Annotated in this window: 19 protein-coding genes; 12 read left to right on the forward strand and 7 right to left on the reverse strand. The window is 51.2% G+C overall.

The window, feature by feature from the left end:
* Positions 1 to 10 precede the first annotated feature (10 nt).
* Positions 11 to 271 (reverse strand): glutaredoxin 3, encoded by a 261-nt coding sequence (gene grxC / locus AC0L73_RS13730; protein ID WP_227947645.1) that lies wholly within the window; start codon positions 269 to 271, stop codon positions 11 to 13.
* 45 nt (positions 272 to 316) lie between these two features.
* Entirely contained in the window at positions 317 to 1081 is a 765-nt protein-coding gene (locus tag AC0L73_RS13735) for a double zinc ribbon domain-containing protein (protein ID WP_473653993.1), read from the reverse strand.
* Positions 1082 to 1193: 112 nt separating this feature from the next.
* Here AC0L73_RS13735 and AC0L73_RS13740 point away from each other — a divergent pair, with 112 nt between their 5' ends.
* Complete coding sequence (locus tag AC0L73_RS13740) at positions 1194 to 2090, forward strand: methyltransferase domain-containing protein (RefSeq protein WP_227947643.1); 897 nt, start codon at positions 1194 to 1196, stop codon at positions 2088 to 2090.
* Positions 2091 to 2207: 117 nt separating this feature from the next.
* Positions 2208 to 2618 carry a hypothetical protein gene (locus AC0L73_RS13745; RefSeq protein ID WP_227947642.1) on the forward strand — a complete coding sequence of 137 codons (411 nt, stop codon included), beginning with the start codon at positions 2208 to 2210 and terminating at the stop codon, positions 2616 to 2618.
* A gap of 213 nt (positions 2619 to 2831) precedes the next feature.
* Here the strand turns inward: AC0L73_RS13745 and mutT are convergent, their stop codons facing one another.
* The 3 genes from mutT to ubiG all read right to left on the reverse strand — a co-directional run bounded on the left by mutT (position 2832) and on the right by ubiG (position 5316).
* Positions 2832 to 3242: an 8-oxo-dGTP diphosphatase MutT gene (mutT, locus tag AC0L73_RS13750; RefSeq protein ID WP_227947641.1), complete on the reverse strand. Its 411-nt coding sequence runs from the start codon at positions 3240 to 3242 to the stop codon at positions 2832 to 2834.
* 4 nt (positions 3243 to 3246) lie between these two features.
* Positions 3247 to 4479: a bifunctional glutamate N-acetyltransferase/amino-acid acetyltransferase ArgJ gene (argJ, locus tag AC0L73_RS13755; protein WP_227947640.1), complete on the reverse strand. Its 1233-nt coding sequence runs from the start codon at positions 4477 to 4479 to the stop codon at positions 3247 to 3249.
* 78 nt (positions 4480 to 4557) lie between these two features.
* Positions 4558 to 5316 carry a bifunctional 2-polyprenyl-6-hydroxyphenol methylase/3-demethylubiquinol 3-O-methyltransferase UbiG gene (gene ubiG, locus AC0L73_RS13760; protein WP_227947639.1) on the reverse strand — a complete coding sequence of 253 codons (759 nt, stop codon included), beginning with the start codon at positions 5314 to 5316 and terminating at the stop codon, positions 4558 to 4560.
* A gap of 179 nt (positions 5317 to 5495) precedes the next feature.
* Here ubiG and AC0L73_RS13765 point away from each other — a divergent pair, with 179 nt between their 5' ends.
* From AC0L73_RS13765 to clpB, 10 genes are all read left to right on the forward strand, one after another.
* Positions 5496 to 6716 carry an aspartate kinase gene (locus tag AC0L73_RS13765; protein ID WP_227947638.1) on the forward strand — a complete coding sequence of 407 codons (1221 nt, stop codon included), beginning with the start codon at positions 5496 to 5498 and terminating at the stop codon, positions 6714 to 6716.
* A 1-nt stretch (position 6717) separates the two neighbouring features.
* A complete protein-coding gene (locus AC0L73_RS13770; RefSeq protein ID WP_227947637.1) occupies positions 6718 to 7761 on the forward strand; it encodes an NAD(P)H-dependent flavin oxidoreductase in 1044 nt (347 codons plus the stop codon).
* Entirely contained in the window at positions 7762 to 10026 is a 2265-nt protein-coding gene (gene ptsP / locus AC0L73_RS13775; RefSeq protein ID WP_227947636.1) for a phosphoenolpyruvate--protein phosphotransferase, read from the forward strand. It abuts the gene before it with no gap.
* Between the two features lie 82 nt (positions 10027 to 10108).
* The gene (locus tag AC0L73_RS13780) at positions 10109 to 11527 is read left to right on the forward strand and encodes a RodZ domain-containing protein (protein WP_473653994.1); all 1419 of its coding nucleotides are present in this window, start codon (positions 10109 to 10111) and stop codon (positions 11525 to 11527) included.
* Positions 11528 to 11651: 124 nt separating this feature from the next.
* Positions 11652 to 12797 carry a flavodoxin-dependent (E)-4-hydroxy-3-methylbut-2-enyl-diphosphate synthase gene (gene ispG / locus AC0L73_RS13785; protein ID WP_227947634.1) on the forward strand — a complete coding sequence of 382 codons (1146 nt, stop codon included), beginning with the start codon at positions 11652 to 11654 and terminating at the stop codon, positions 12795 to 12797.
* Positions 12798 to 12834: 37 nt separating this feature from the next.
* Positions 12835 to 14079, forward strand: a complete 1245-nt coding sequence (hisS, locus tag AC0L73_RS13790) for a histidine--tRNA ligase (protein WP_473653995.1) — start codon at positions 12835 to 12837, stop codon at positions 14077 to 14079.
* 9 nt (positions 14080 to 14088) lie between these two features.
* Positions 14089 to 15177, forward strand: a complete 1089-nt coding sequence (gene prfA / locus AC0L73_RS13795) for a peptide chain release factor 1 (RefSeq protein ID WP_473653996.1) — start codon at positions 14089 to 14091, stop codon at positions 15175 to 15177.
* Between the two features lie 4 nt (positions 15178 to 15181).
* Positions 15182 to 16036 carry a peptide chain release factor N(5)-glutamine methyltransferase gene (prmC, locus tag AC0L73_RS13800; RefSeq protein ID WP_473653997.1) on the forward strand — a complete coding sequence of 285 codons (855 nt, stop codon included), beginning with the start codon at positions 15182 to 15184 and terminating at the stop codon, positions 16034 to 16036.
* Positions 16037 to 16283: 247 nt separating this feature from the next.
* Positions 16284 to 16919, forward strand: coding sequence for a DUF4167 domain-containing protein (locus AC0L73_RS13805; RefSeq protein WP_227947630.1), 636 nt, complete (start codon positions 16284 to 16286; stop codon positions 16917 to 16919).
* Between the two features lie 246 nt (positions 16920 to 17165).
* On the forward strand, positions 17166 to 19754 hold the full coding sequence (gene clpB / locus AC0L73_RS13810; RefSeq protein ID WP_227947629.1) for an ATP-dependent chaperone ClpB: 2589 nt from the start codon (positions 17166 to 17168) through the stop codon (positions 19752 to 19754).
* A gap of 76 nt (positions 19755 to 19830) precedes the next feature.
* On the opposite strand, the gene AC0L73_RS13815 is transcribed toward clpB, so the two are convergent.
* On the reverse strand, positions 19831 to 21063 hold the full coding sequence (locus AC0L73_RS13815; RefSeq protein ID WP_473653998.1) for an MFS transporter: 1233 nt from the start codon (positions 21061 to 21063) through the stop codon (positions 19831 to 19833).
* A gap of 88 nt (positions 21064 to 21151) precedes the next feature.
* Positions 21152 to 22600 carry a peptidoglycan DD-metalloendopeptidase family protein gene (locus AC0L73_RS13820; protein WP_473653999.1) on the reverse strand — a complete coding sequence of 483 codons (1449 nt, stop codon included), beginning with the start codon at positions 22598 to 22600 and terminating at the stop codon, positions 21152 to 21154.
* Positions 22601 to 22814: the final 214 nt, after the last annotated feature.

The raw sequence follows: 22814 nt of genomic DNA on the forward strand, positions 1-22814 counted from the left end.
CCCTTCGGGGTCAGTTAATCCCCAAAACTTTATCAAGTTTTCCATTTGCATCAAGCATATGGATATAGTCGCTATCGCCAATATGATCGCCATCGACAAATATCTGCGGGACAGTATATGCGCCGCCCGCGCGCTTTGTCATTTCTTCGCGAAGATCGCCCGCGACTGTGACATCTATCTCTTTATAATTCACGCCTTTGCTTTTGAGTAGCTTCTTCGCACGCGAGCAGAAGGGACAAAACATCGTTGTATATATTTCAACATTTTTCATGGGTTACTTCTTTACTTAAGAGAATTTTACGCGCCCTTGTTCGTACTATATAGCCGTGTTTGAGGCGCGAACAACCCGGCTGAAGGTCAGAACATCAACTTTTGCAGCACCTCCCTCTATGAGGCTCCTGCTACAGGCGTTGACAGTCGCACCAGTAGTTAAAACATCATCGATCAATAGCACGACTGTTCCGTCCAGTGAGTTTTTTCGGGCGGGAGTAATTTCAAACACACCCCGTACATTCCGCAGGCGTGCTTTTGCGCTCAATCCTCCCTGGGATTTTGTAGGGCGTTTTCTCGTGAGTAAATCATGAATGACCGGCTTGTCATTAAGTTTTCCGATTTCACCTGCCAGCAGGGCCGATTGGTTAAAGCGGCGCTTGATCAGTCTTTTATGATGCAAGGGAACAGGGCAAATGACGTCGCAGTCGTTGATGAGTTCAGCCCCAGCGCGCGACATCCAGTTTGCAAAGGTTGGCGCGCGATTTGTCTGGTCAGAATGCTTGTATCCCAGGATCATGTCTCGGCTTGCGTCATCATATTTAAGGACGGCGCGGGCTCTTGCAAACACAGGTGGTTGTCTAAGGCAAGTCGCGCAAACGAAGCCATCGCCTGCATCATACTCAAACGGGAAGCCGCATATATCGCAATAGGGTGCGGATATATATGTCATCTCCGGCCAGCAGCGACCACATAGATTGCTAGGTGTATCAATCGGTTCTGCACAGCTAACGCATCCTGGCGGGAAAATTGCGTCCAGGGCCGTTTTCTGTAGCTGCGTGAGTAGGCGCGTAGTGGCGGAGAGGCTCATATCCGAGAGTATAAGGCAAATATGATCAAATCAATATGATTAGTTGGTTCGAAAAACTTGCTAATTTATGTCCATGATTGTTTCCGCAGAGTGAAGGTGCCATAAACGCAAAATGAAAAGAACAATACCACATCTTCCACCTGAACAGATCCTTTTTGATCGCACACTGGTCGCTGAGCATCGTCGTCGCGCGGCTGAGCTCGATTGGCCGCATCACCGATTTTTATTCAACGAAGTGGCGGAACGGCTCGCGGAACGGCTACTCGATATCAATCATTCCTTCAGTCTCGCGCTAGATCTTGGCGGACGGGATGGTGTGTTCGGTGAAAAGCTAATTGCGATGAAAAAGGCGGACAGGGTTATTCGTACCGACCTTACAGAGGCAATGCTGGATAACGCGACAAACGCTGCCATTGTGGCCGATGAAGAATTTCTTCCGTTCAAGGAAAACTCATTCGATCTTGTGGGTAGTGTCCTTGGTCTTCATTGGACGAATGACCTGCCCGGTGCGCTGTCACAAGCGGCAAGATCGCTGAAACCAAACGGGCTTTTTCTTGGGGCGCTGTTTGGAATTGAAAGTTTACAGGAGTTGAAGGCCTGTCTGATCGAGGCGGAATCTGAAATCACGGGCGGTGTTAGTCCTCGTATTTCCCCCTTTACCGAGATCAAGGATGCCGGGTCCCTGCTTCAGCGGGCTGGTTTGGCCCTTCCGGTCACGGATACTGATTTAATAACGCTGAAGTATGAACATCCTTTTGCGTTGATGCATGAGTTGCGCGGCTTGGGAGAAACAAACGCTCTCATCTCGCGGCAGAAACATTTTACACAGCGTCGGATAATGCTCCGTACCGCGGAACTGTATATTGAGAATTATGCGGATGCGGATGGGCGCATTCCTGCGACATTCCAGATTATCTATATGTCTGGCTGGGCACCCCATGAAAGCCAGCAAAAGCCGATTGCTCGCGGTAGTGCGAAGGCTAATCTCAGGGATTATTTGGAAAAGTAACTTTTCCGGAATGCGACAAAAGAAATATTTTACTTGGTAACGGTTGTGATTCGCAGCTAAGTGACCGGATAGTGTTATCCATATTTAATGCAATGTCTGATCACGAGCGGTGTTTATATGCGTACAATTGAAGAAATTCTGGGTGGGCGGAAATTAAACGCCGAAGAGTATAGGGTTCTGAGCGATTTCTGGGCTGAAATTCGGACCATTCGGGCGCGACGGGATCCCGAGCCATCAAAAAATCGTTATCTTGTTGGCTTGGCGCTTAGTTATCGTCGTATCACTCAGAAGGAGATTGATCTGGAAACACTGGCTTCGGTTACAGGCCTTGGCCGTTCCAGCCTGCAAAAAACCCTTCAAAAAATGGTGACGAAAGAACAGGTCGTGCTTGAAAGAGATGAGAATGATCTCCGTCGCACCCTAGTGAAACCGACCCAGGAATATACAGACCTATCCATTGATATGTATGAAGAAACTCGAGATCTTATTCTAGAAGTGGCACGGCAACTTCAAAAGGCGAAGGGTTAACCTGACCACTAGTGGCAATAAAAACAGTTGCCATAGCAAGCATTTTTGTTTGTAATTTCCTTTGTACACCTAGAAGGAACGACGGGTGAGTTGGTGCCTGCCCGGAGTTCTGGCTCTTTTTAGGGAGAGTTAGGTTGCTCGGGTCGGCTTTTGGATGAGGAGAAAGTCCAAATGCCGACCTTTTTGATTCTCTGCTCTAATCGACCGTTTGTCTTAAAGTAAATCTCGCAGCATCGCGATCAGCGGGACATCGGCTGGCGGCATCTCATACTCATTAAGCCGATTGGCGCGCACCCATTTAAGGGTTTGCCCTTCCGCCGGACTTGGTATGCCGTGCCAGCGGCGACAAACATAAAGCGGCATCAATAGATGGAATTTCTCATAAAGATGGCTGGCGAAAGTAAAGGGGGCAAGGCAGGCCTCCGTCACATCGATGGCGAGTTCTTCCTGTAGTTCACGGATCAGAGCGATCTCTGGTGTTTCCCCGGGCTCAACCTTGCCTCCCGGAAATTCCCAAAGCCCGGCCATACTCTTGCCTTCGGGGCGCTGGGCAATGAGGACGCGATTCTCATCATCCACAAGGGCGACGGCGGCCACGAGGATTGTCGGTCTGGAAGTCATCATCGGATTAGCTTCGGTAATCGGCATTGATCTCGATATAACCATGGGTGAGATCGCAGGTCCAAGCGAAGGCACTTCCGTCGCCGACCGCTACATCAACGTCTATCTCGATTTCCGTGCCTGTCATGTGAGGTATGACGTCTTCTTCTTGATATGTCGTGGCGCGAGCGCCATTTTCGGCAATGATAACACCTCCGATTTCAAGGCTCATTTTGTCGCGATTGGCTTTTTCTCCTGATTTTCCCACAGCCATGATAATCCGGCCCCAGTTGGCATCTTCACCCGCGATAGCCGTCTTCACCAGAGGGGAATTCGCAATGGCCAGCGCAATTGTCTTGGCCGATGCATCGCTTTCTGCGCCGGTGACTTTGACGGTAATAAACTTGCTGGCCCCTTCGCCGTCTCTCGCAACTTGCTGGGCGAGGTTTGCCATCACATCAAGCAAGGCGCGTTTAAAGTCGCCAAGGCTGCCATCCATCGCGGTTGCGGGTATTTCGTTCTGCGCACGTCCGGTAGCGAAAACCAGAACAGTGTCGCTTGTTGACGTATCAGAATCGACCGTGACGCAATTAAAGCTTTTCTCATTCGCTTCGCTCAATAGCTGCTGAAGGATTGGCGCAGGGACCGCCGCGTCTGTAAACAGAAAAGCAAGCATCGTCGCCATATCGGGGGCGATCATGCCTGATCCTTTAGCAAAGCCGCTAATCGTAACTAACCTGTCACCAATTTTTGCGGTAGCGACAGCGCCTTTCGCAAATGTATCAGTTGTTAAAATGCAATTCGCGGCGGCTTCGCCGGCATCCGCTGAAAGGTCTTCTGCGAGGCGAGGTAGCAGATTTGTGATTTTCTCGGTCGGAACAAGGTCGCCGATCACACCCGTGGAGGCAACGTAGATATGTTCAGGTGAGGCGTTCAGCAATTGTGCGGCGGTGGCGGCGGTATCTTCCACCGTCTTTTTGCCTGCAGCACCGGTAAAGACGTTCGCTATTCCAGCATTAACAACAAGTCCGCGTGCCTGTCCCGCGGGAAGTATTTTCCGTCCCCAGTCAACGGGAGCACCGGGCATGGCATTTTTCGTGAAGACGCCAGCAACAGTTGTCTCGGGGTCAAACTCTGCCAGCATGACATCGTCGCGCCCTTTATAGCGCATACCGGAGTTGCCACTTGCAAATCTAACACCAGAAATTTCCGGTAAGTCAGGAAATGCCCCGGGCGCGAGGGGGGATTTTTTCAATGCCATAAGAAATCTCTTCGTTAAAAAGCACACCCAAATAAGGCATATAGCATTGGCGGGTCAATCAGGATTTACAAGGGGTTATTACAATTTTGCTGCAGCAATCATGTAATTGACACTGAGATCCATGCTCAAGTGCCAGCGATTTTCAAAAGGATTGTAGGTTGCACCGGAAATATCGCGGACGGATAGATTATTATTGCGAACAAGCCGTGCAACTTCGGATGGTTTCAAGAATTTTTTCCAGTTATGCGTGCCTTTGGGCAGCCAGCGGAGGACATACTCTGCACCGACAATTGCGAAGGCAAAGCTCTTGGCCGTGCGGTTCAATGTCGCAATAAACATGATACCGCCGGGCTTGAGCATGGTGGAGCAGGCCTCAATAAAACCTTCAATATCGGCGACATGCTCTATCACTTCCATATTCAAGATGACATCAAACTGCTCCCCTGCGTCCGCAAGATCCTCGGCTGTTGTGTGCCGATAATCGATTTGCAGGCCGGATTTTTCCGCATGCACTTTTGCAATCTGAATATTTTTCTCTGACGCGTCCGCCGCGACGACATCCGCGCCGAGGCGCGCCATCGGTTCAGACAGTAAGCCGCCTCCACATCCGATATCAAGGATACGCAATCCCTGAAAGGGCTTCAGCTTGACAATGGCATCATCTGTTTGCAGGCGGAAATGGTCAATTACAGTATCACGGATGTAGCCGATCCGAATCGGATTGAACTTGTGAAGTGGTTTGAACTTGCCGTTTTCATCCCACCATTCATCCGCCATCGCGGCGAAATTGGCAATTTCTGCCGGATCTACTGATTTCGCCTTGACTGTGTTATCCATAATTACCTCGTCGTTATATGCCTTAATAAAAGTTGTTCTTTTACAATAAAAACCATCGCAGTGCTTGCCCCGCACCCCTTGTTAAGTATAAGTATACGCTCCTTTAAGACCAAAGGGTAATTGTGACTTCTAGATAATATTTAGGCCCTCGCGACAGGCGGGGGAGAGGTAATGCGGCCATGGCACGGCTGGTAATGAAATTTGGCGGCACTTCTGTTGGTACGGTAGAGCGGATCAAGAATGTTGCGCGCAAAGTAAAGCGAGAAGTAGACGCCGGCCATGAAGTAGCAGTGGTTGTCTCAGCTATGTCGGGTGATACTAATCGGCTCGTCGGGCTCGTATCTGAAATTTCCAGTCTGCATGACGCCCGGGAATATGACGTCGTTGTTTCCAGTGGAGAGCAGGTTACCATCGGCCTTTTGTCACTTGCGCTGCAGGATCTCGGAATTTCGGCCCGGTCCTGGCTTGGCTGGCAGGTTCCTGTAAAAACGAATGCAGTTCATGGCGCAGCACGGATTGAGAGTATCGATTGTAGCGAAATTATTAAACGCTTTGCCGAGAAGCAGGTGGCCGTTTGTGCAGGCTTTCAAGGTGTTGGCACTGACAATCGCATTACCACCCTTGGTCGAGGTGGCTCTGATACGTCGGCAGTGGCATTGGCCGCTGCACTGGATGCCGATCGATGTGATATTTATACAGACGTTGACGGTATCTATACCGCCGATCCGCGGATCGCGACAAAAGCAGCGAAACTTGATAAAATTACTTATGAGGAAATGCTCGAACTGGCGTCCCTCGGCGCAAAGGTTCTGCAAACGCGATCTGTCGAGATGGCGATGAAGCATCGGGTGAAGTTGCAGGTGCTGTCCAGTTTCGAAGATAAACCTGGAACATTGGTTGTAGATGAGGAAGATATTGTGGAACATCAGGTTGTAAGCGGCGTTACCTACACTCGTGACGAAGCCAAGGTAACACTGCAGCAGGTTGCAGATCGACCGGGTGTGGCGGCGCTGGTCTTCGGGACGCTGGCGGATGCGAATGTCAATGTCGATATGATTGTCCAGAACGTATCGGAAGATGGTCGGGCAACAGACCTGACCTTCACGGTTGGCCAGAAAGAGATCGATCAGGCCATGAGCGTGCTGGAGAAGCTTAAAGGCGAAGTTTCTTGCAAGGCGATTGTCCCGGACTCGAATGTCGTCAAGGTTTCTATCGTCGGTATGGGAATGCGCAGCCATGCGGGCGTAGCCAAAACGATGTTTGCCGCTCTGGCAGAGAAGGGGATCAATATACAGGTTATCTCGACTTCTGAAATCAAAGTGAGTGTCCTCTTGGCCGAGGAATATACAGAGCTAGCCGTAAGAACCTTGCACACGGCCTTTGGACTGGATGCGGATTAATATGGGTGATCTTGTAATAAATGGCGCGGAACAGCTGGACGCTGGCTGGGCGCGCGGTTGTGAGTTTCTTGGAACGAAATACGCTATACTTGGCGGGGCAATGTCCTGGGTCTCTGAGCGGAACCTTGTGGCCGCAATCTCTAATGCCGGCGGGTTTGGCGTTATCGCCTGTGGGGCCATGACGCCCGATCTTCTGGAAGCGGAAATCAAGGCAACGCAGGCGCTAACCGATAAACCCTTCGGCGTTAATCTGATTACCATGCATCCGGACCTTGATAAACTGGTTGATGTTTGCTTGGCGCTTAATGTGGGCCATGTGGTTCTCGCTGGTGGAGTGCCGTCAAAAGAAACCATTCTAAAAATCAAGGAAGGTGGCGCGAAAACCGTTTGTTTTACACCAACCTTAGCGCTCGGGAAAAAGCTTATCCGCACTGGCGCTGATGCGCTGGTCATTGAGGGGATGGAGGCGGGTGGTCATATTGGACCAGTTTCGACAAGTGTTCTGGCACAGGAAATTTTGCCGAATATTACAGACGTTCCTGTTTTTGTTGCGGGCGGCATTGGCCGCGGTGAGGCAATCGCTACCTATCTTAGGATGGGCGCGGCTGGTTGCCAGCTAGGCACCCGGTTTGTTTGTTCAAATGAATCCATTGCTCATCCGGCATTCAAGAAGGCCTTCATGCGGGCGAATGCTCGCGATGCCGTGACGACGGTGCAGGTTGATCCGTTGTTTCCTGTAATTCCTGTCCGAGCGCTCAACAATGAGGGCGGCAAGAAATTCATAGAAACGCAACATGAGATGATCGCAAAATATAAGTCAGGCGAAATGGACCTGGAAACGGCCCAGCTTGCTATCGAGCATTTCTGGGCGGGAGCCTTGCGCCGGGCAGTTATTGATGGTGATGTTGAATTTGGATCTGTCATGGCAGGCCAGAGCGTCGGCATGGTCAAGAAAGAACAATCAATCGAGGAGATTATGGAAGAACTCGTGAGTCAGGCGCGTGACTCTTTCGAAAATCATGGAGATCAAAGGGACAGTTCATAAATGAGCGGTCTGGGGATCAGTGCGCCGAGATTGCTGCTACGCAAACTCCATCAGGTTATGGCGGGGAGGGGAGATGCGGAACAGCGTCTAAATGAAATTGTCCGACTGATCGCCAGTAATATGATCGCCGAGGTTTGCTCCTGCTACTTGCGTCGGGCAGGGGATGTGCTCGAACTTTACGCGACTGAAGGCCTCAAACAAAATTCCGTTCATCACACTCGCCTGCGCTTTGGCGAAGGTCTCGTCGGTGATATCGCCGCGCGTGCACGACCTCTCAATCTATCTGATGCGCAGTCGCATCCGCAATTTGCGTATCGCCCGGAAACAGGGGAGGAAGAATATCATTCCCTCCTTGGTACGCCTATCCTGCGCGGCGGACGGGTTATCGGCGTACTAGCGGTACAGAACAGAACACGGCGATCCTACACTGATGAGGAAGTAGAGGCGCTGCAGACCGTTGCCATGGTCGTAGCGGAGCTGGTCAGTTCCGAACAGATGGTCGCGGCGACAGAATTTTCGGATGCTGCCGGAAATGCAACCTTACCTCACCATATTAATGGGCGGGTGTTGGCGGAAGGGCTTGGCGCCGGCATCGCCCTGCTTCATGAACCCCGGATCGAGGTCGTTCATGCTATCTCAAGCAATCGTGCAAAAGAGCTTGCCAGGTTAGATTCTGCTGTTAATGCCCTGCAAAGCTCGGTCGATAAGTTACTCGTTGCCACGAATACTCTCTTCAAGGATGAATCCAAGGAAATTTTTGAAGCCTATAAAATGTTTGCCCATGATAAGGGCTGGCTAAAAAAATTGCGGGAGGCAGTTAACACCGGTCTAACCGCGGAGGCCGCGATCAAGCGCGTTCAGGACGATACTCGCGCACGGATGAAGGAAATCATTGACCCGTACCTTCGCGAGCGGTTATCGGAACTCGAAGATCTTGCCAATCGGCTTTATCTTCATCTGGACGGGCGTTCACAAATTGATCGGCGAAATCTAGAAAAAGATACGGTCGTGGTCGCGCGGAACATGGGGGCGGCCGAATTGCTCGACTATGATCGCCGCCGCCTGAAAGCTGTTGTGCTGGTAGAAGGGACTCGATCCAGCCATGTTGCGATCGTGGCGCGGGCTCTTGGTGTTCCGGTAGTTGGCCAGTGCGCGGATGTGCGAGAAAATGTGGAGCAAGGAGATTTGATGCTCGTCGATGGGGAGCATGGTCAGGTATTCCTGCGCCCCGGAGATGATGTCCAGCAGGCTTTCTCTCGAAGCCAGCGTCAGCGTGCACAACAGCAGGCAAAATATGCGGCTCTTCGTGACAAACCGAATATTTCTAAGGATGGGGTGCCGCTTAGTTTGAATGTTAATGCCGGGCTGCTCATCGATATCGATCATTTCCCGGAGCTTGGTGCCGATGGAATTGGTCTGTTTCGAACCGAGCTGCAATTTATGGTTCGTTCGCAGATGCCGAAGGTCGACGAACAGACGGAGCTTTATTCGCGTGTCCTGGACAAGATGGACGGAAAGCCAGTTGTTTTTCGTACGCTTGATATCGGTGGAGACAAGCTTCTGCCATATCTTAAAACCAAGCCTGAAGAAAACCCGGCGCTTGGCTGGCGCGCTATTCGGATCGGGCTTGATCGTCCCGCTTTGCTAAGAAGTCAACTTAGGGCTCTGGTTCAGGCTGCGGCTGGACGCGAGCTGTCGCTTATGTTTCCGATGATTGCGGAAGTGGCTGAGTTTGTTGAGGCTAAGGCAATCCTCAATAAGGAGTTAGAGCGCGCTGTGCAACGCAAAGCCGGGCCGCCGACGAAGGTAAATGTTGGTACCATGATTGAGGTTCCCTCAATTGTTTGGCAACTGCCGCACCTGTTGAAAGAAGTAGATTTCATTTCTGTTGGATCAAATGACCTGATGCAGTTCTTTTTTGCGGTTGACCGCGGTAATCCGAAGATAAGCGATCGCTATGACACACTGAGCCCTAGCCTTTTGTTACTTTTGCGTAATATCGCGGAGCATTGCGAGCAGGCGGGAAAGCCATTTTCCATATGCGGAGATATTGCCGGTCGCCCTCTGGAAGCGATGGCTTTGCTCGGCTTGGGGTATCGGAATTTTTCCATGTCGTCTGAAACTCTGGGGCGGGTGAAGGAGATGGCGTTGAGTGCAGATATCAATAAATTGCAGAATTTTGTCCGCGGGCTTTGTCAATCCCGGGATCATTCAGTACGTGATCAATTGCGCGCCTTTGCCCGTGATCATTCAATAATAATATAGAGATTGAACTTTCCTTATTTTCGCCGATAATGGCGAATAAGCTGTTGAGACGAGTTAATAAACGGTAATTTGGCGTTCCATTATGGTGAAAGACAGCAACCGACGAGATGTCGTAACCCAGCCTAACCTGTTCGGCAGAAATGCGTCCAAGAAAACAAGGCTGTCGTTAAAGACCCCTGAAGAAAATAACGACCAGCCAGAAGCGGAGGATGGCCCGCATTCTGTTGGTTCTCAACTGCGTGATGCGCGTGAAGCAAAAGGGCTTTCCCTGCATCAGGTCGCGGATATTCTGCGACTTCGCGCAAGTCAGGTTCATGCGCTGGAGGAGGGTAACTTCAATAGCCTTCCTGGACAGACATTTGTCACAGGGTTTTTGCGATCCTATGCGAATTTACTCGATCTTGATGCGGTGGCGATTGTCGAGCTCTATAAGAATGAGGAAGGTGCAGGAATACATGTGCAATCCCTTGCCTTTCCAGAGCCTTCTTCCGGCGGGCGTATTCCGGGAGCAGGTATTATGCTGGGGACATTTGTCGTCGCACTGGTCCTGCTGGCTGGTTGGTTTTTATATCAGGAAAGCGAAAGCCTTGATTTCGAGAGAGTGGCAGAGTTGCCAGAACATCTGGCGAGCAAAATTCGAGATCTTGAAGATATACAGTCTCAAAATACAGCAAATGAGCCCGATCGCGATAGGGCATTGAAAGGTCCGGAAAACTCGTCCGAAACTCCCGCTATTGCGTCAATAGCAGCCCCTGAAAACAAAGACGTGGAAAATACTACTTCTGAAACTGAAAGTGTCGCAGCGTTAAGCGAGAATGAAGCGATGGCGGAAGAGGGCGTCGCAATAGAAAATCCTGAAGGATCGAATACGCTGGCAGTCCCGGAGACGGAGATTGTGGAAGATACGGCGACTGCCATAGCATCGGATATAAACATTGCGCCTTCATCGCTGGAAGAAACGGCGGAGATAGATCCCCCTAAGACAGAAGATGAAACGACAACAACGCCGGTGGCGGAGCTACAGCAAGATCCCGTAACCAGCAACACACCAACGGCGACCGTGGCAGAACCAGTGGAACAACAGGCCGCTGCCCCGGAAACGACTCAACCCGCAACGGAAACTCCAGCGAACTATCCACAGGACAGGTTGGACACGGCCGCCGCCGCGCAATTTCAGACAGCAGATACGCCCGAAAATCCGTTACCTCGGACATTTGGTGTTGAAAATACGGACGCCCGCGTGGTTGTCCGCGCGACAGAGGAAAGCTGGGTTGAAGTGAAGGCAACGGATGAAAAGCCGGTGCTCTCAAGAGTGCTTAAGCCTGGCGATGTTTATATGGCGCCGAATGCACCGGGTTTTATCCTTACTACGGGAAATGCGGGCGGGCTTGAAATCCGGGTTGACGGCAAAGAGATCAAGGCCCTCGGTGGGGCGGGAACAATTTTACGCGAAGTTCCGTTGGTTGCGGAGAGCTTGCTCGTGAATACCGGTTTGCAATAGCCGCAGTTTTCGGATTGAAAAATCGGCGACAATTGTATCACTTGTAATTTCTGCGATTTGCAGCCATTTTAGGCGAAATTCGCGACTGCGGCATTTTTGCCGCTAATTTAAAAAGTATGATCCCATGAGCATCAGACCTTACCGAGAGATTATCCGCCGGAAATCGCGCCAGATTTTTGTCGGCGATGTGCCTGTTGGCGGAGATGCGCCGATAACCGTACAGTCAATGACCAATACTCTGACGTCCGACGCCAAGGCGACTATTGGGCAGATTCATGCGCTGGAAGAGGCCGGCGCGGACATGGTCCGGGTTTCCTGTCCGGATGAGGCGAGCACGGCAGCGCTGAAAGAAATTGTCCGGGAGACGAGCGTTCCCATTATTGCGGATATCCATTTCCATTATAAACGCGGCATTGAGGCGGCGGAGGCCGGCGCGGCATGTCTCCGGATCAACCCCGGTAATATCGGATCGGCCGATCGCGTACGCGACGTGGTGAAGGCGGCTGTAGATCATAACTGCTCCATGCGGATTGGGGTGAATGCCGGAAGCCTTGAGCGTGAGCTGTTGGAGAAATATGGCGAACCCTGCCCGGAAGCGATGGTGGAATCGGCAATGAACCACGCTCGCATTCTTGAGGACAACGACTTCTTTAATTTCAAGATCAGCGTGAAAGCATCCGATGTTTTCCTGTCTGTTGCGGCCTATCAGGGGCTGGCGGAGGTATGTGACTATCCGCTCCACTTAGGTATTACTGAAGCCGGCGGATTGTCATCCGGTACGGTGAAATCCTCTATCGGTCTTGGCATGCTGCTCTGGTCGGGGATTGGCGATACAATCCGAGTGTCCCTTTCGGCCGATCCGGTTGAGGAAATCAAGGCAGGCTATGAAATACTGAAAAGCCTGGGACTGCGCCGACGGGGTGTCACGATTATTTCCTGTCCGTCCTGCGCGCGGCAGGCCTTTCCTGTAATCAAGACAGTTGAATTGCTTGAAGAGCGGCTGGCCCATATTCACACACCGCTTACCCTCTCGATTATTGGCTGTGTCGTGAATGGCCCGGGAGAGGCACGGGAGACTGATATCGGTCTGACAGGCGGCGGTAAGGATAATCATATGGTTTACTTGAGCGGCGTTACGGATCATAAAGTGGCGACTGGGGATATGGTGGATCATATTGTCGAACTGGTCGAAGCAAAAGCCGCCGAGTTGGAGGCCTTGAACGATAGCGGTGATATGACTGAATCCCACACTGCCAAGCGCATCGCTTGACCTCACCTTAGAAGAATTTACTAGACGGAGAAAAGACGTGTCATTACCACAGCCAGTCCGCGGCACCCATGACCTGTTGCCTGAGGATTTTGCGCGCCATGCACATGTGCGGAAAACGGCGCGGGAAATGGCGGCGCGCTTTGGTTATGCGGAAATGGCCACGCCGATCTTTGAGTTCACAGAAGTTTTTGCACGGACGATGGGCGAGAGCTCCGATGTTGTTTCGAAGGAAATGTATTCCTTTGAAAGCCGGAGCGGGGAAAGTATGACGTTGCGGCCCGAATACACCGCCGGAATTTGCCGCGCTTTTATAAGTAATGGATTACAGCAGAATGTCCCATTTAAGGTGTTCGCAGCGGGTCCGATGTTTCGCTATGAACGTCCGCAGAAAGGACGGCAACGGCAGTTCCACCAGATTGATGTGGAATGCATAGGCGCGGCGGAGGCCAAGGCGGACATAGAAGTGATCGCCGTTGGTGCCTCGATCCTTAAAGCGCTGGGCGTCCTGGAACATTGTAGCTTAGAGATTAATACCCTCGGCGATCAGGAAAGCCGTCAGGCATATCGTACGGCGCTTGTCGAATATTTCAGCGATCATAAATCGAACTTGTCGAAAGACAGTCTGGAACGGCTGGAGCGGAATCCGCTTCGTATTCTTGATAGTAAGGACAAGGGCGACCGGGTCCTTGTCGAAAAGGCGCCCCTGTTCAACGACTATCTCAATAGTTATTCGAGTGAGTTTTTCGCCGAAGTGCTGGAAGGAATATCGCTTCTCGGGATCGAGTATGAACTCAATCGGCGCTTGGTCCGCGGTCTTGATTATTATACACATACTGCTTTTGAATTCGTGACCACAGCGCTTGGCGCGCAAGGGGCGGTGATTGCGGGTGGTCGCTATGACGGGCTGATTGAGACGCTTGGCGGCAAATCAACTCCTGGCATTGGATGGGCTGGCGGAATAGAACGTCTTGCCATGTTGATCGAGAATGTACCGGCATCTATACGTCCCGTTGCCATTGTGCCTGTCGGAGAAGCTGCGGAGTCCGTTGCGGCGAAGCTAGCGCATCAACTGCGGCAGGACGGGCTTTGTATTGAAATGGCCTTTAAGGGCAATGTCGGGAAACGCATGAAGCGGGCCAATAAATTAAATGCCCGTGCGGCGGTACTGATCGGGGAGGATGAACTTGCCCGAAACGTCTGCACGCTTCGCGATCTAGATCAGGGCGAGCAGAGCGAAGTCCCTTTGTCGGATATTTCCGTAGCGCTTGGCGCTCTCAGTTAAGGTCAAAATATGCTTCCCGAAGATAAGCTCAAAATGATACAGGCCCGCTCTGAGGAGCTGGAAGCCGCCATGTCCGGTGAAATGGGTGAGGTGGCGCCGGACGACTTTGTCCGCATGAGCCGGGAATACTCTGAAATAAAGCCTCTGGTCGAGGCTATACAGCAGTATCAGTCGACCCGCAGTGAACTCGGTGATCTTGAAGAAATGCTCGACAGCGAAGACACAGACGCGGAAATGAAGGAGATGGCGGAGCTGGAGATTGAGGAGCTTAAAACCCGTCTTCCCGATCTGGAGCATTCCATCAAGTTGCAACTACTGCCCAAAGATGACGCGGACGAGAAAAACGCGATCCTGGAAATACGCGCGGGTACTGGCGGGGAAGAGGCGGCGCTTTTTGCAGGCGATCTATACCGGATGTACCAGCGCTATGCCGAAGGTCAGGGCTGGAAATGTGAAACCATGTCCTTTTCAGAATCTGATCTTGGCGGGGTTAAGGAAGTGGTCGTCAAAGTGACGGGGCGGAATGTTTTCGCCAATCTCAAATTTGAGTCCGGTGTACATCGGGTGCAGCGTGTGCCGGAGACAGAAACTGGCGGGCGGATTCATACATCGGCCGCTACCGTCGCCGTGCTGCCAGAGGCGGAAGAGGTCGACGTGCAAATTGCCGATAGCGATATCCGGGTTGATATTTTTCGCGCGTCCGGTCCGGGTGGGCAGTCCGTTAACACGACAGACTCAGCGGTGCGCATAACCCATATTCCGACCGGTATTGTTGTGCAGCAGCAGGATGAGAAGTCCCAGCATAAGAACAAGGCAAAAGCGATGAGCGTGCTGCGCTCCCGCATTTATGAGGCGCAACGGGCGGCGCTTGCAGCAGAACGGTCCGCAGAGAGAAAAGGGCAGGTCGGGTCGGGCGATCGATCAGAACGCATCAGAACCTATAATTTTCCGCAAGGGCGCGTGACAGACCATCGGATTAATCTCACGCTCTATAAGCTTGATAAAGTGTTGACAGGCGAAGCTCTTGGCGAAGTGATAGAGGCGCTGATCTCTGAGGATCAGGCCGCACTCCTCGCCGAGATCGAGGGCGGCAGTTGACCAGATGACAGCTTCTCTTCGATCGGCGGTTTTGGAAGCCGGCGAAATTTTGAGGCAATCTGATGTAAGCGATGCGAAACGAGATGCGGCATTGCTTCTAGCAAATGTGCTTGGTGAAGAAATGACTTACCTCTACCGGGAACCGGATCGAGTCCTCACAGATGAAGAACGCAAGAAATTCAATAGTCTTATTACCCGACGCGCGGCACGGGAGCCGCTTTCTCATTTGACGGGACATCGGGAATTCTGGAGCCTAGATTTTCTGGTAAACAAAGATGTTTTGGATCCGCGGCCGGATAGTGAAACCCTGATTGAGGCCGTACTTTCATCGCAAAACCAAGAATTTAATCCACGGCGGGTACTGGATCTTGGGACGGGTAGCGGGTGTTTGTTGCTGACGATTTTGAGCGAGATACCATCTGCGACGGGTATTGGAATAGATTATAGTGATGCCGCCCTTGCCGTCGCCCGAAAAAATGCGAGCCGGTTAGGTTTGGAGGCTCGCACAGAATTCCATCGCGGCAGTTGGGATATCGATCTTGGGGAAAAATTTGATCTTGTGATCAGCAATCCTCCCTACATCCCGACGCGCGATATGGCGGGGCTTCAGCCGGAAGTACGTGATTTTGAGCCGCATCTCGCGCTGGATGGAGGTGTGGATGGACTTGGCAGCTACCGTGATATTCTTTCCAATATACGGACTTTGTTGCGCCCAAATGGGCAACTAGTGTTCGAAGTCGGTATAGAGCAGGCGCAGCAAGTTGGGCAAATGATGCAGAATTCAGGTCTGTCGTTGCCGCAATTTCATAGGGATATTGCGGCTATTGAGCGATGCGTATCAGCTTTTCTTCGTGATTAGCGCATTTTTTTTGAAAAAAAGGTTGGATTATTGCGCGAACAGATTGTAGGCTTTCTAGAGATCATATGTGAAAAACAAGACCTGATCTTAAGGTCAATGATCGATATTTAATTAAAATTCAGGCCTGAGCTTCCGGATTAAGGACATCTTGGTAGCGCGCGAGCGGGGTTTTTTGCAGGTGCCTGAATTGAAAGAATTTTACAATAAGTGAAATTTTGAACTTTAGATTGGCGGAATCATTGCAGTTATGAGAGTAAGTAGTAATAGACGTCCCCGTGGCGGACGAACGAATTCTGGCGGGAATCGACCCGGGTCAGGAAACAATCGTCGGCAGAATGGCGGTAACCGTAACTATGACAGCAATGGTCCCGACGGGAAAATCCGGGGAACAGCAAATCAGGTTTACGATAAATACACGGCCCTCGGAACCGACGCCCAGACTTCGGGTGATCGTGTTGCCGCTGAAAACTATTTCCAGCATGCAGAACATTATTTCCGGATAATTGCCGCGAATACGATTCCGCCGAAGGAAAAACAACCAGTTGAAAGTTCCGAAAATACGCCTGTCGCGCCTGAGAATGAAAACGCAACACCGGCGCCGCGTAAGGCAAGAAATCGCAATAATGAAGAGCAGGCTTCTGGGAGCAATGAGCAAGATGAAGCTCAAAGCAATCCTGTAGTTGATCTGGGCACAACTGAACAGCCCGTCATTGAACTTGCGAGTGAAAACGACGCGCCCAAATCTTCCGAAGCTTCGGATGGCGAAGAAGACGGCGAGGTAAAACCGAAACGCAAGGTTAGCCGGACGCGAACCTTACGGCGTCGAACATCCAGCAGGAATGTTGGTGAAGAAGATCCAAAAGAAGCCAACACGACAGATTAAGGAGTGTTTTGGCTTCTGGAGATAACTTCTGGATAAATAAAAAGGGGAGGTCTGGATCGGACCTCCCTTTTGCATTTGGATGCAATATCCCGGAGTGTGTAGTCTCAAATATTCTCTTGAAATCACCCTCAATCCGCCCACATATATATCAGTGATGAAGCCGTTGGCGGGTTCGCGTTATGATTGCCTTTTAGGGATCAGATAGAGCCGCGCAAAGAAGCAACGGTCTATGTGTCGAGGACGAGCATGGATATTGAAAAATACACAGACCGGTCGAAGGGGTTTATCCAATCGGCCCAATCATTGGCGTTACGTGAAAACCACCAAAGACTGACGCCTGAACATCTCTTAAAAGTACTTCTGGATGACAAAGAAGGACTGGCGAGTGGGCTGATTGCGAAAGCTGGCGGCGACGCAAGCGTTGCGCGTCAGGGAATTGAGGCTGCGATGGCCAAACTTCCGCAAGTGACGGGTAGCGGCGCCGGACAGGTTAACCTGTCGCCAGAACTCGCGCGCGTTTTTGCCTCTGCCGAGAAACTTGCGGATAAGGCCGGTGACAGCTTTGTGACGGCGGAACGGCTCCTTCTTGCTCTCGCGTTGGAAAAGGGAACGGAGTCCGCAAAAATCCTCAACAATGCGAAGGTTACCCCCAATAGTCTGAACGAGGCGATTAATGACCTGCGTAAAGGTCGCACGGCTGATAGCAGTGGGGCGGAAGCAAGCTATGATGCCCTTAATAAGTACGCGCGGGATCTGACCGAAGCGGCCAAAAAGGGCAAGCTTGATCCAGTGATCGGCCGCGATGAAGAAATCCGCCGAACAATTCAGGTGCTTTCTCGACGGACAAAAAATAATCCGGTCCTGATCGGGGAACCCGGCGTTGGTAAAACGGCCATCATTGAGGGGCTGGCCCTTCGGATTGTGAATGGCGATGTGCCGGAGAGCCTCAAAGACAAGAAACTGATGAGCCTTGATCTGGGGCAGTTGATTGCCGGGGCCAAATATCGCGGTGAATTTGAGGAACGGCTTAAAGCCGTTCTGTCCGAAATTTCTGCAACGGGCGGCGAAATCATTCTCTTTATCGACGAGTTGCACACACTTGTCGGGGCAGGGGCCGCGGAAGGGTCGATGGACGCCTCCAACCTGTTGAAGCCTGCTTTGGCGCGCGGGGAGCTGCATTGCGTTGGCGCAACGACACTTGATGAATACCGCAAATATATCGAAAAAGATGCAGCATTAGCGCGACGGTTCCAGTCAGTCTTCGTCTCCGAACCGACCGTTGAGGATACGATTTCCATCCTGCGTGGCCTAAAGGAGAAGTACGAGGTTCATCACGGGGTGCAGATTTCCGATAGTGCTCTTGTCGCCGCTGCAACCTTATCCAATCGATATATCACGGACCGCTTCCTTCCCGATAAGGCTATTGACCTTATGGATGAAGCGGCCAGCCGTCGGCGTATGGAAGTTGACAGCAAGCCTGAGGAAGTCGATGAGCTGGATCGCAAGATTCTGCAAATGAAGATCGAGGCTTCGGCGCTTGAGAAAGAAACGGACAAAGCCTCGAAAGAACGTCTTGAAAAGTTGAAAACCGAGTTGGTTGAGCTTGAGAAACAGTCTGCAGACCTCACGGAAAGCTGGCAGATGGAGAAGGAGAAGCTCAATCGTGCCCAGAGCGTTAAAGAGCAACTCGATGCGGCACGCAATGAACTCGCAAATGTTCAGCGGCAGGGGAACCTGCAACGCGCAGGTGAGCTTGCCTATGGTGCTATTCCGGAACTTGAAAAGCAACTTGAAGAAGCCGAAGAAGCGGAAGGTTCTTCCATTGTACGCGACAGCGTCAAGGAAGAGGATATAGCCGGTGTCGTGTCACGCTGGACAGGTATCCCGGTTGATAAGATGCTTTCTGGTGAGCGCGAAAAGCTGCTGAACATGGAAGAAGAGCTTCGTAAACGCGTTGTCGGTCAGGAAGAGGCGCTTGTTGCTGTTTCCAATGCGGTTCGACGTTCCCGCGCGGGTCTTCAGGATCCGAACCAGCCGATTGGCTCATTTCTGTTCCTCGGGCCGACCGGTGTGGGTAAGACGGAGCTCACCAAGGCATTGGCGGGCTTCCTGTTCGATGACGAACATGCCTTGCTCCGTGTCGATATGTCAGAATTTATGGAGAAACACAGCGTTGCGCGTCTCATTGGTGCGCCTCCAGGATATGTCGGCTATGATCAAGGAGGCGTCATTACGGAGGCTGTACGACGGCGCCCGTATCAGGTCATCTTGTTTGACGAGGTTGAAAAAGCGCATCCGGATGTCTTCAATATTCTGCTTCAGGTGCTTGATGACGGTCGTTTGACGGATGGTCAGGGCCGGACGGTGGATTTCAAGAATACACTTATTATCCTGACGTCCAATCTCGGTAGTGAACATATGTCCGCCGGTGACGATGTGGATGACGAGCTTGTGCGCCACAAAGTAATGGAAACCGTGAGAGCGTCTTTCCGGCCGGAGTTTTTGAACAGGCTGGATGAGCAGATCATCTTCCATCGCCTGAGCCGAGAGAATATGAACGATATTGTCGACATTCAACTCGAGCATCTGCAGACATTGCTGGCAGATCGCCGAATTGATCTTGATCTTGATCCGTCGGCTTATGAGTGGATTGCCAATCGCGGTTATGATCCGATTTATGGCGCTCGGCCTTTGAAAAGGGTGATCCAGCGGTATTTGCAGAATCCGCTGGCGTCACTGATACTCGAAGGCAATATCGATGACGGTGCAAAAGTGAAAGTAACCGCCGGTGAGGATGGGCTAATGATTAATAACGTTCTTGCTGACGCTGCATAAGTTCGATTTGCGTTAAGATTTAGAAAGGCGGTTGCCATGCTATGGCTGCCGCCTTTTTCGATCGGTATTTATGTATCTACGCAGGTATTTTATAAGGCTGGAGTATTTTCAGGCCGACCGCAAGAGCGCTTGCAATGACCATTCCGATAATGGAAAGAAGGAATGGTAACTCAAGAAAAATATTCATCAACTCTTCGCCTGCGATAGAAACAACTCCGCCTCCGAAGGTGAATAGAGAAATTGATATGCCCATTACCCACCCTTGTTTGTCTTCAGACACAGCATCGGAGAAAATCGACAGGCAGTTTGTATAGGCAACCCCATAGGCCATCAATAGCGGTAACATGCTTGCCACGGCGATGTATTCATTGCCACTGAGTAGGAAAATTCCTTGAAAAAGAGCCATGGTGAGCAGGGAGCCGCTGACAATCTTATCTTGCGTAAACCGGTCTGCCAGAGGTTTGATCAGATATCGGCTGCCAACGGCGAGGCCGATCCCAATTACGAACATTGCCGCACTGTTTTCAATGGTCGTAAATGCAAATTTTCGAAAGAGGTAAACGATGGAATAGATGTAAAAAAGCGTGAGCGAGAAAACACAGATAAAGAAGACAATGGAAATATTCCGAATGGCCTGTGTTTTTGCGGCGGCGGCAAGCTCGGTAAAAGCCGAAAAAATGTTAAAGGTGAAATTTCCATCGGTCTCCCGCACATCCTTAAAATACTTCAAAACAAGGATCAGATTTAGGAGCAAGCATGCCGTGATAATATAGACGGGAACGGTGACATTTAACTCAGGCCACAAGGTCTTGTCGGAGAATACGCCCCCGACAATGGGGCCGAAGGCAAGCCCCGCTGCTAAGGCTGCAACAAGGCGCCCAAGATTCTCGGTGCGATTTTCATCGGTGCTAATATCAATGATGGCTGCCTGCGAAACAGACTGGCTGCCAGCGGTAAATCCGGCGATGATCCGCCCGAGTACAAGCAGACTAATACTCTGCAAATAAATCCCAATAATTGTCAAGATATAGCCGAGTGCTGATCCAATCAGGCAGATCACCAGAGCTTTCTTGCGTCCAACATCATCGGAGTAACTTGCAATCATTGTGGCTCCGAGAAACCAGCAAAAGAAGAAACTGCCTGTGATCAAGCCATAATAGAAGTTCCGGGTTGAGGCCGTTGTTCCTTCTGGCAAAAAGTGACTTGTCGGATTAATGATCAATGTTGTTAAGGCCGGAAATAAAATTCCCTGCCCGGCAACGTCGAGCATCACAACAAAGTACAATGTGAAAAGAGCTTTATTATTCAAAACAACACCGACCTGCTATTCGCCTACGGTGGTTAAAACTATAGCTTAATCTGACAGCCGCTTCGTTACTTTCGAACGATAGACAATGTTACTTTATACTTGCCAGCTGCGTTTCCAATTCGACGCCGGCAACTTCCTGACGGACTTGTCCGGTATATGCATTGAAAGCCGCCAACATTTTTCCACCGAGCTTACGGCCCGCAGGCAGCTTGACTGAAAGCGGATTAATTTGCCGACCGTCTTTATGTACTTCATAATGCAGATGAGGTCCGGTGGAACGCCCTGTTGTGCCGACATAGCCTATAACCTGGCCCTGTTTCACGCGCGCGCCCTTACGGACACCTTTCCCGAATTTACGCATATGGGCATAGGCGGTTTTAAATTCACTGTTATGGCGAATGCGGACATAATTCCCGTAACCGCCATTGCGCGCCGCGAACTCAACCGTTCCGTTACCTGCTGCCATAATTGGCGTGCCACTGCGTGCGCCGAAATCGACACCGCGATGCATTTTAGTATAGCCGAGAGTCGGGTGTTTACGCTTTCCAAATCCGGATGTGAGACGAGCGCCATCAATCGGTGTGCGCATCAATGTCTTTTTAACGCTGCGGCCTTTTTCATCATAATAGTCGGTAAAGCCATCGTCATCGGTCTTGAAACGATATACTGAAAACTCCTTAGCGCTTAAAGTCATGGACGCCCAGAGGATGGAACCCTCTTTCAGGATAGTACCGTTCTCATCCGCGAATCGTTCGAAATAAACCTCGAAGCTATCGCCGGGCTGGATTTCACGTTGGAAATCGACGTCATAACTAAAGATCCGGATCAGGTCGACGATGGTTTTCGTCGGGATTCCGGCCTGTGCCGCAGATAGAAAAAGGGAGCTTTGAATAACGCCGCCAGCCCGGACCATTTTCCGATCAAGCTCAAGTACGGTTTCTTGGGCTGTGAAGCCTTCACCCGGAGTACGGACGGCGGCTAGCTGCCGGTCGACATCTTCTTTAAGAGAGACACGAATGAGGCTCGGGGCGGTGGCATCACTTTCTCTGGCGTCATCCATGCCGAAATAAAGCGTAACATCTTGCCCGATCTTCAGGCTGCGCGGATCAAATATTTCATTAAGGGCGGTTATGGCCTCATAACTTTCTGTCCGGTCGGCACCGGCGCGGGTCAGGACCTTCATCAAGGTATCGCCCTTGCTAACAGAGACCGTCTTCGTCAGTTCGTTCAGATTTTTTGCAGCAGGGGCGACATAGGCCGCGACGGCAACTTCGCCCTCTTTTTCGGAAATTTCTGCAGTTGCCTCTTCTGTCTCAGTCGGGGCTGCAGCTGCATTCTCTGTTGCCTGAGTACCAGGTGTCGTCTGCGTTTGAGTTGTGCTTACTGTGAGATCAGTCGGCGCTTTGTCAGGCCCGGTCAAAAAGGTGGTTACCAGCAGGGCGCCGACGGCACCGCCGGCAACTGTTGTCAAAACAGGCATCAGCAAAGACTTGCCAATCGCACCCGTCTGGGCGCTTGATTTAATTCTCTTCAGCACTCGTTGAACCACCCGTTGTAATATGTTGATTTAGAAGCCGTTAACCATACTCATTGCGACAAAAGATGCTGTCAGAGTGCAATTTTGTCAAGTATTCCTCAATTTTTCCTTAAGTTCTTCGAATCTCATTTTCCATTGATGGTGGGAGATTGCTTCAATCTTCCGGCCATTCGTCTTTGTGTCACCTATCATAGTTGATATTGCCGGGCGTTCG

This window comes from Sneathiella sp. D3-11, assembly GCF_055809395.1.

Coding starts and splice junctions, on each gene's coding strand:
- grxC (WP_227947645.1), bottom strand. CDS start 271: ATGAAAAATGTTGAAATATATACAACGATGTTTTGTCCCTTCTGCTCG.
- AC0L73_RS13735 (WP_473653993.1), bottom strand. CDS start 1,081: ATGAGCCTCTCCGCCACTACGCGCCTACTCACGCAGCTACAGAAAACG.
- AC0L73_RS13740 (WP_227947643.1), top strand. CDS start 1,194: ATGAAAAGAACAATACCACATCTTCCACCTGAACAGATCCTTTTTGAT.
- AC0L73_RS13745 (WP_227947642.1), top strand. CDS start 2,208: ATGCGTACAATTGAAGAAATTCTGGGTGGGCGGAAATTAAACGCCGAA.
- mutT (WP_227947641.1), bottom strand. CDS start 3,242: ATGATGACTTCCAGACCGACAATCCTCGTGGCCGCCGTCGCCCTTGTG.
- argJ (WP_227947640.1), bottom strand. CDS start 4,479: ATGGCATTGAAAAAATCCCCCCTCGCGCCCGGGGCATTTCCTGACTTA.
- ubiG (WP_227947639.1), bottom strand. CDS start 5,316: ATGGATAACACAGTCAAGGCGAAATCAGTAGATCCGGCAGAAATTGCC.
- AC0L73_RS13765 (WP_227947638.1), top strand. CDS start 5,496: ATGGCACGGCTGGTAATGAAATTTGGCGGCACTTCTGTTGGTACGGTA.
- AC0L73_RS13770 (WP_227947637.1), top strand. CDS start 6,718: ATGGGTGATCTTGTAATAAATGGCGCGGAACAGCTGGACGCTGGCTGG.
- ptsP (WP_227947636.1), top strand. CDS start 7,762: ATGAGCGGTCTGGGGATCAGTGCGCCGAGATTGCTGCTACGCAAACTC.
- AC0L73_RS13780 (WP_473653994.1), top strand. CDS start 10,109: ATGGTGAAAGACAGCAACCGACGAGATGTCGTAACCCAGCCTAACCTG.
- ispG (WP_227947634.1), top strand. CDS start 11,652: ATGAGCATCAGACCTTACCGAGAGATTATCCGCCGGAAATCGCGCCAG.
- prfA (WP_473653996.1), top strand. CDS start 14,089: ATGCTTCCCGAAGATAAGCTCAAAATGATACAGGCCCGCTCTGAGGAG.
- prmC (WP_473653997.1), top strand. CDS start 15,182: ATGACAGCTTCTCTTCGATCGGCGGTTTTGGAAGCCGGCGAAATTTTG.
- AC0L73_RS13805 (WP_227947630.1), top strand. CDS start 16,284: ATGAGAGTAAGTAGTAATAGACGTCCCCGTGGCGGACGAACGAATTCT.
- clpB (WP_227947629.1), top strand. CDS start 17,166: ATGGATATTGAAAAATACACAGACCGGTCGAAGGGGTTTATCCAATCG.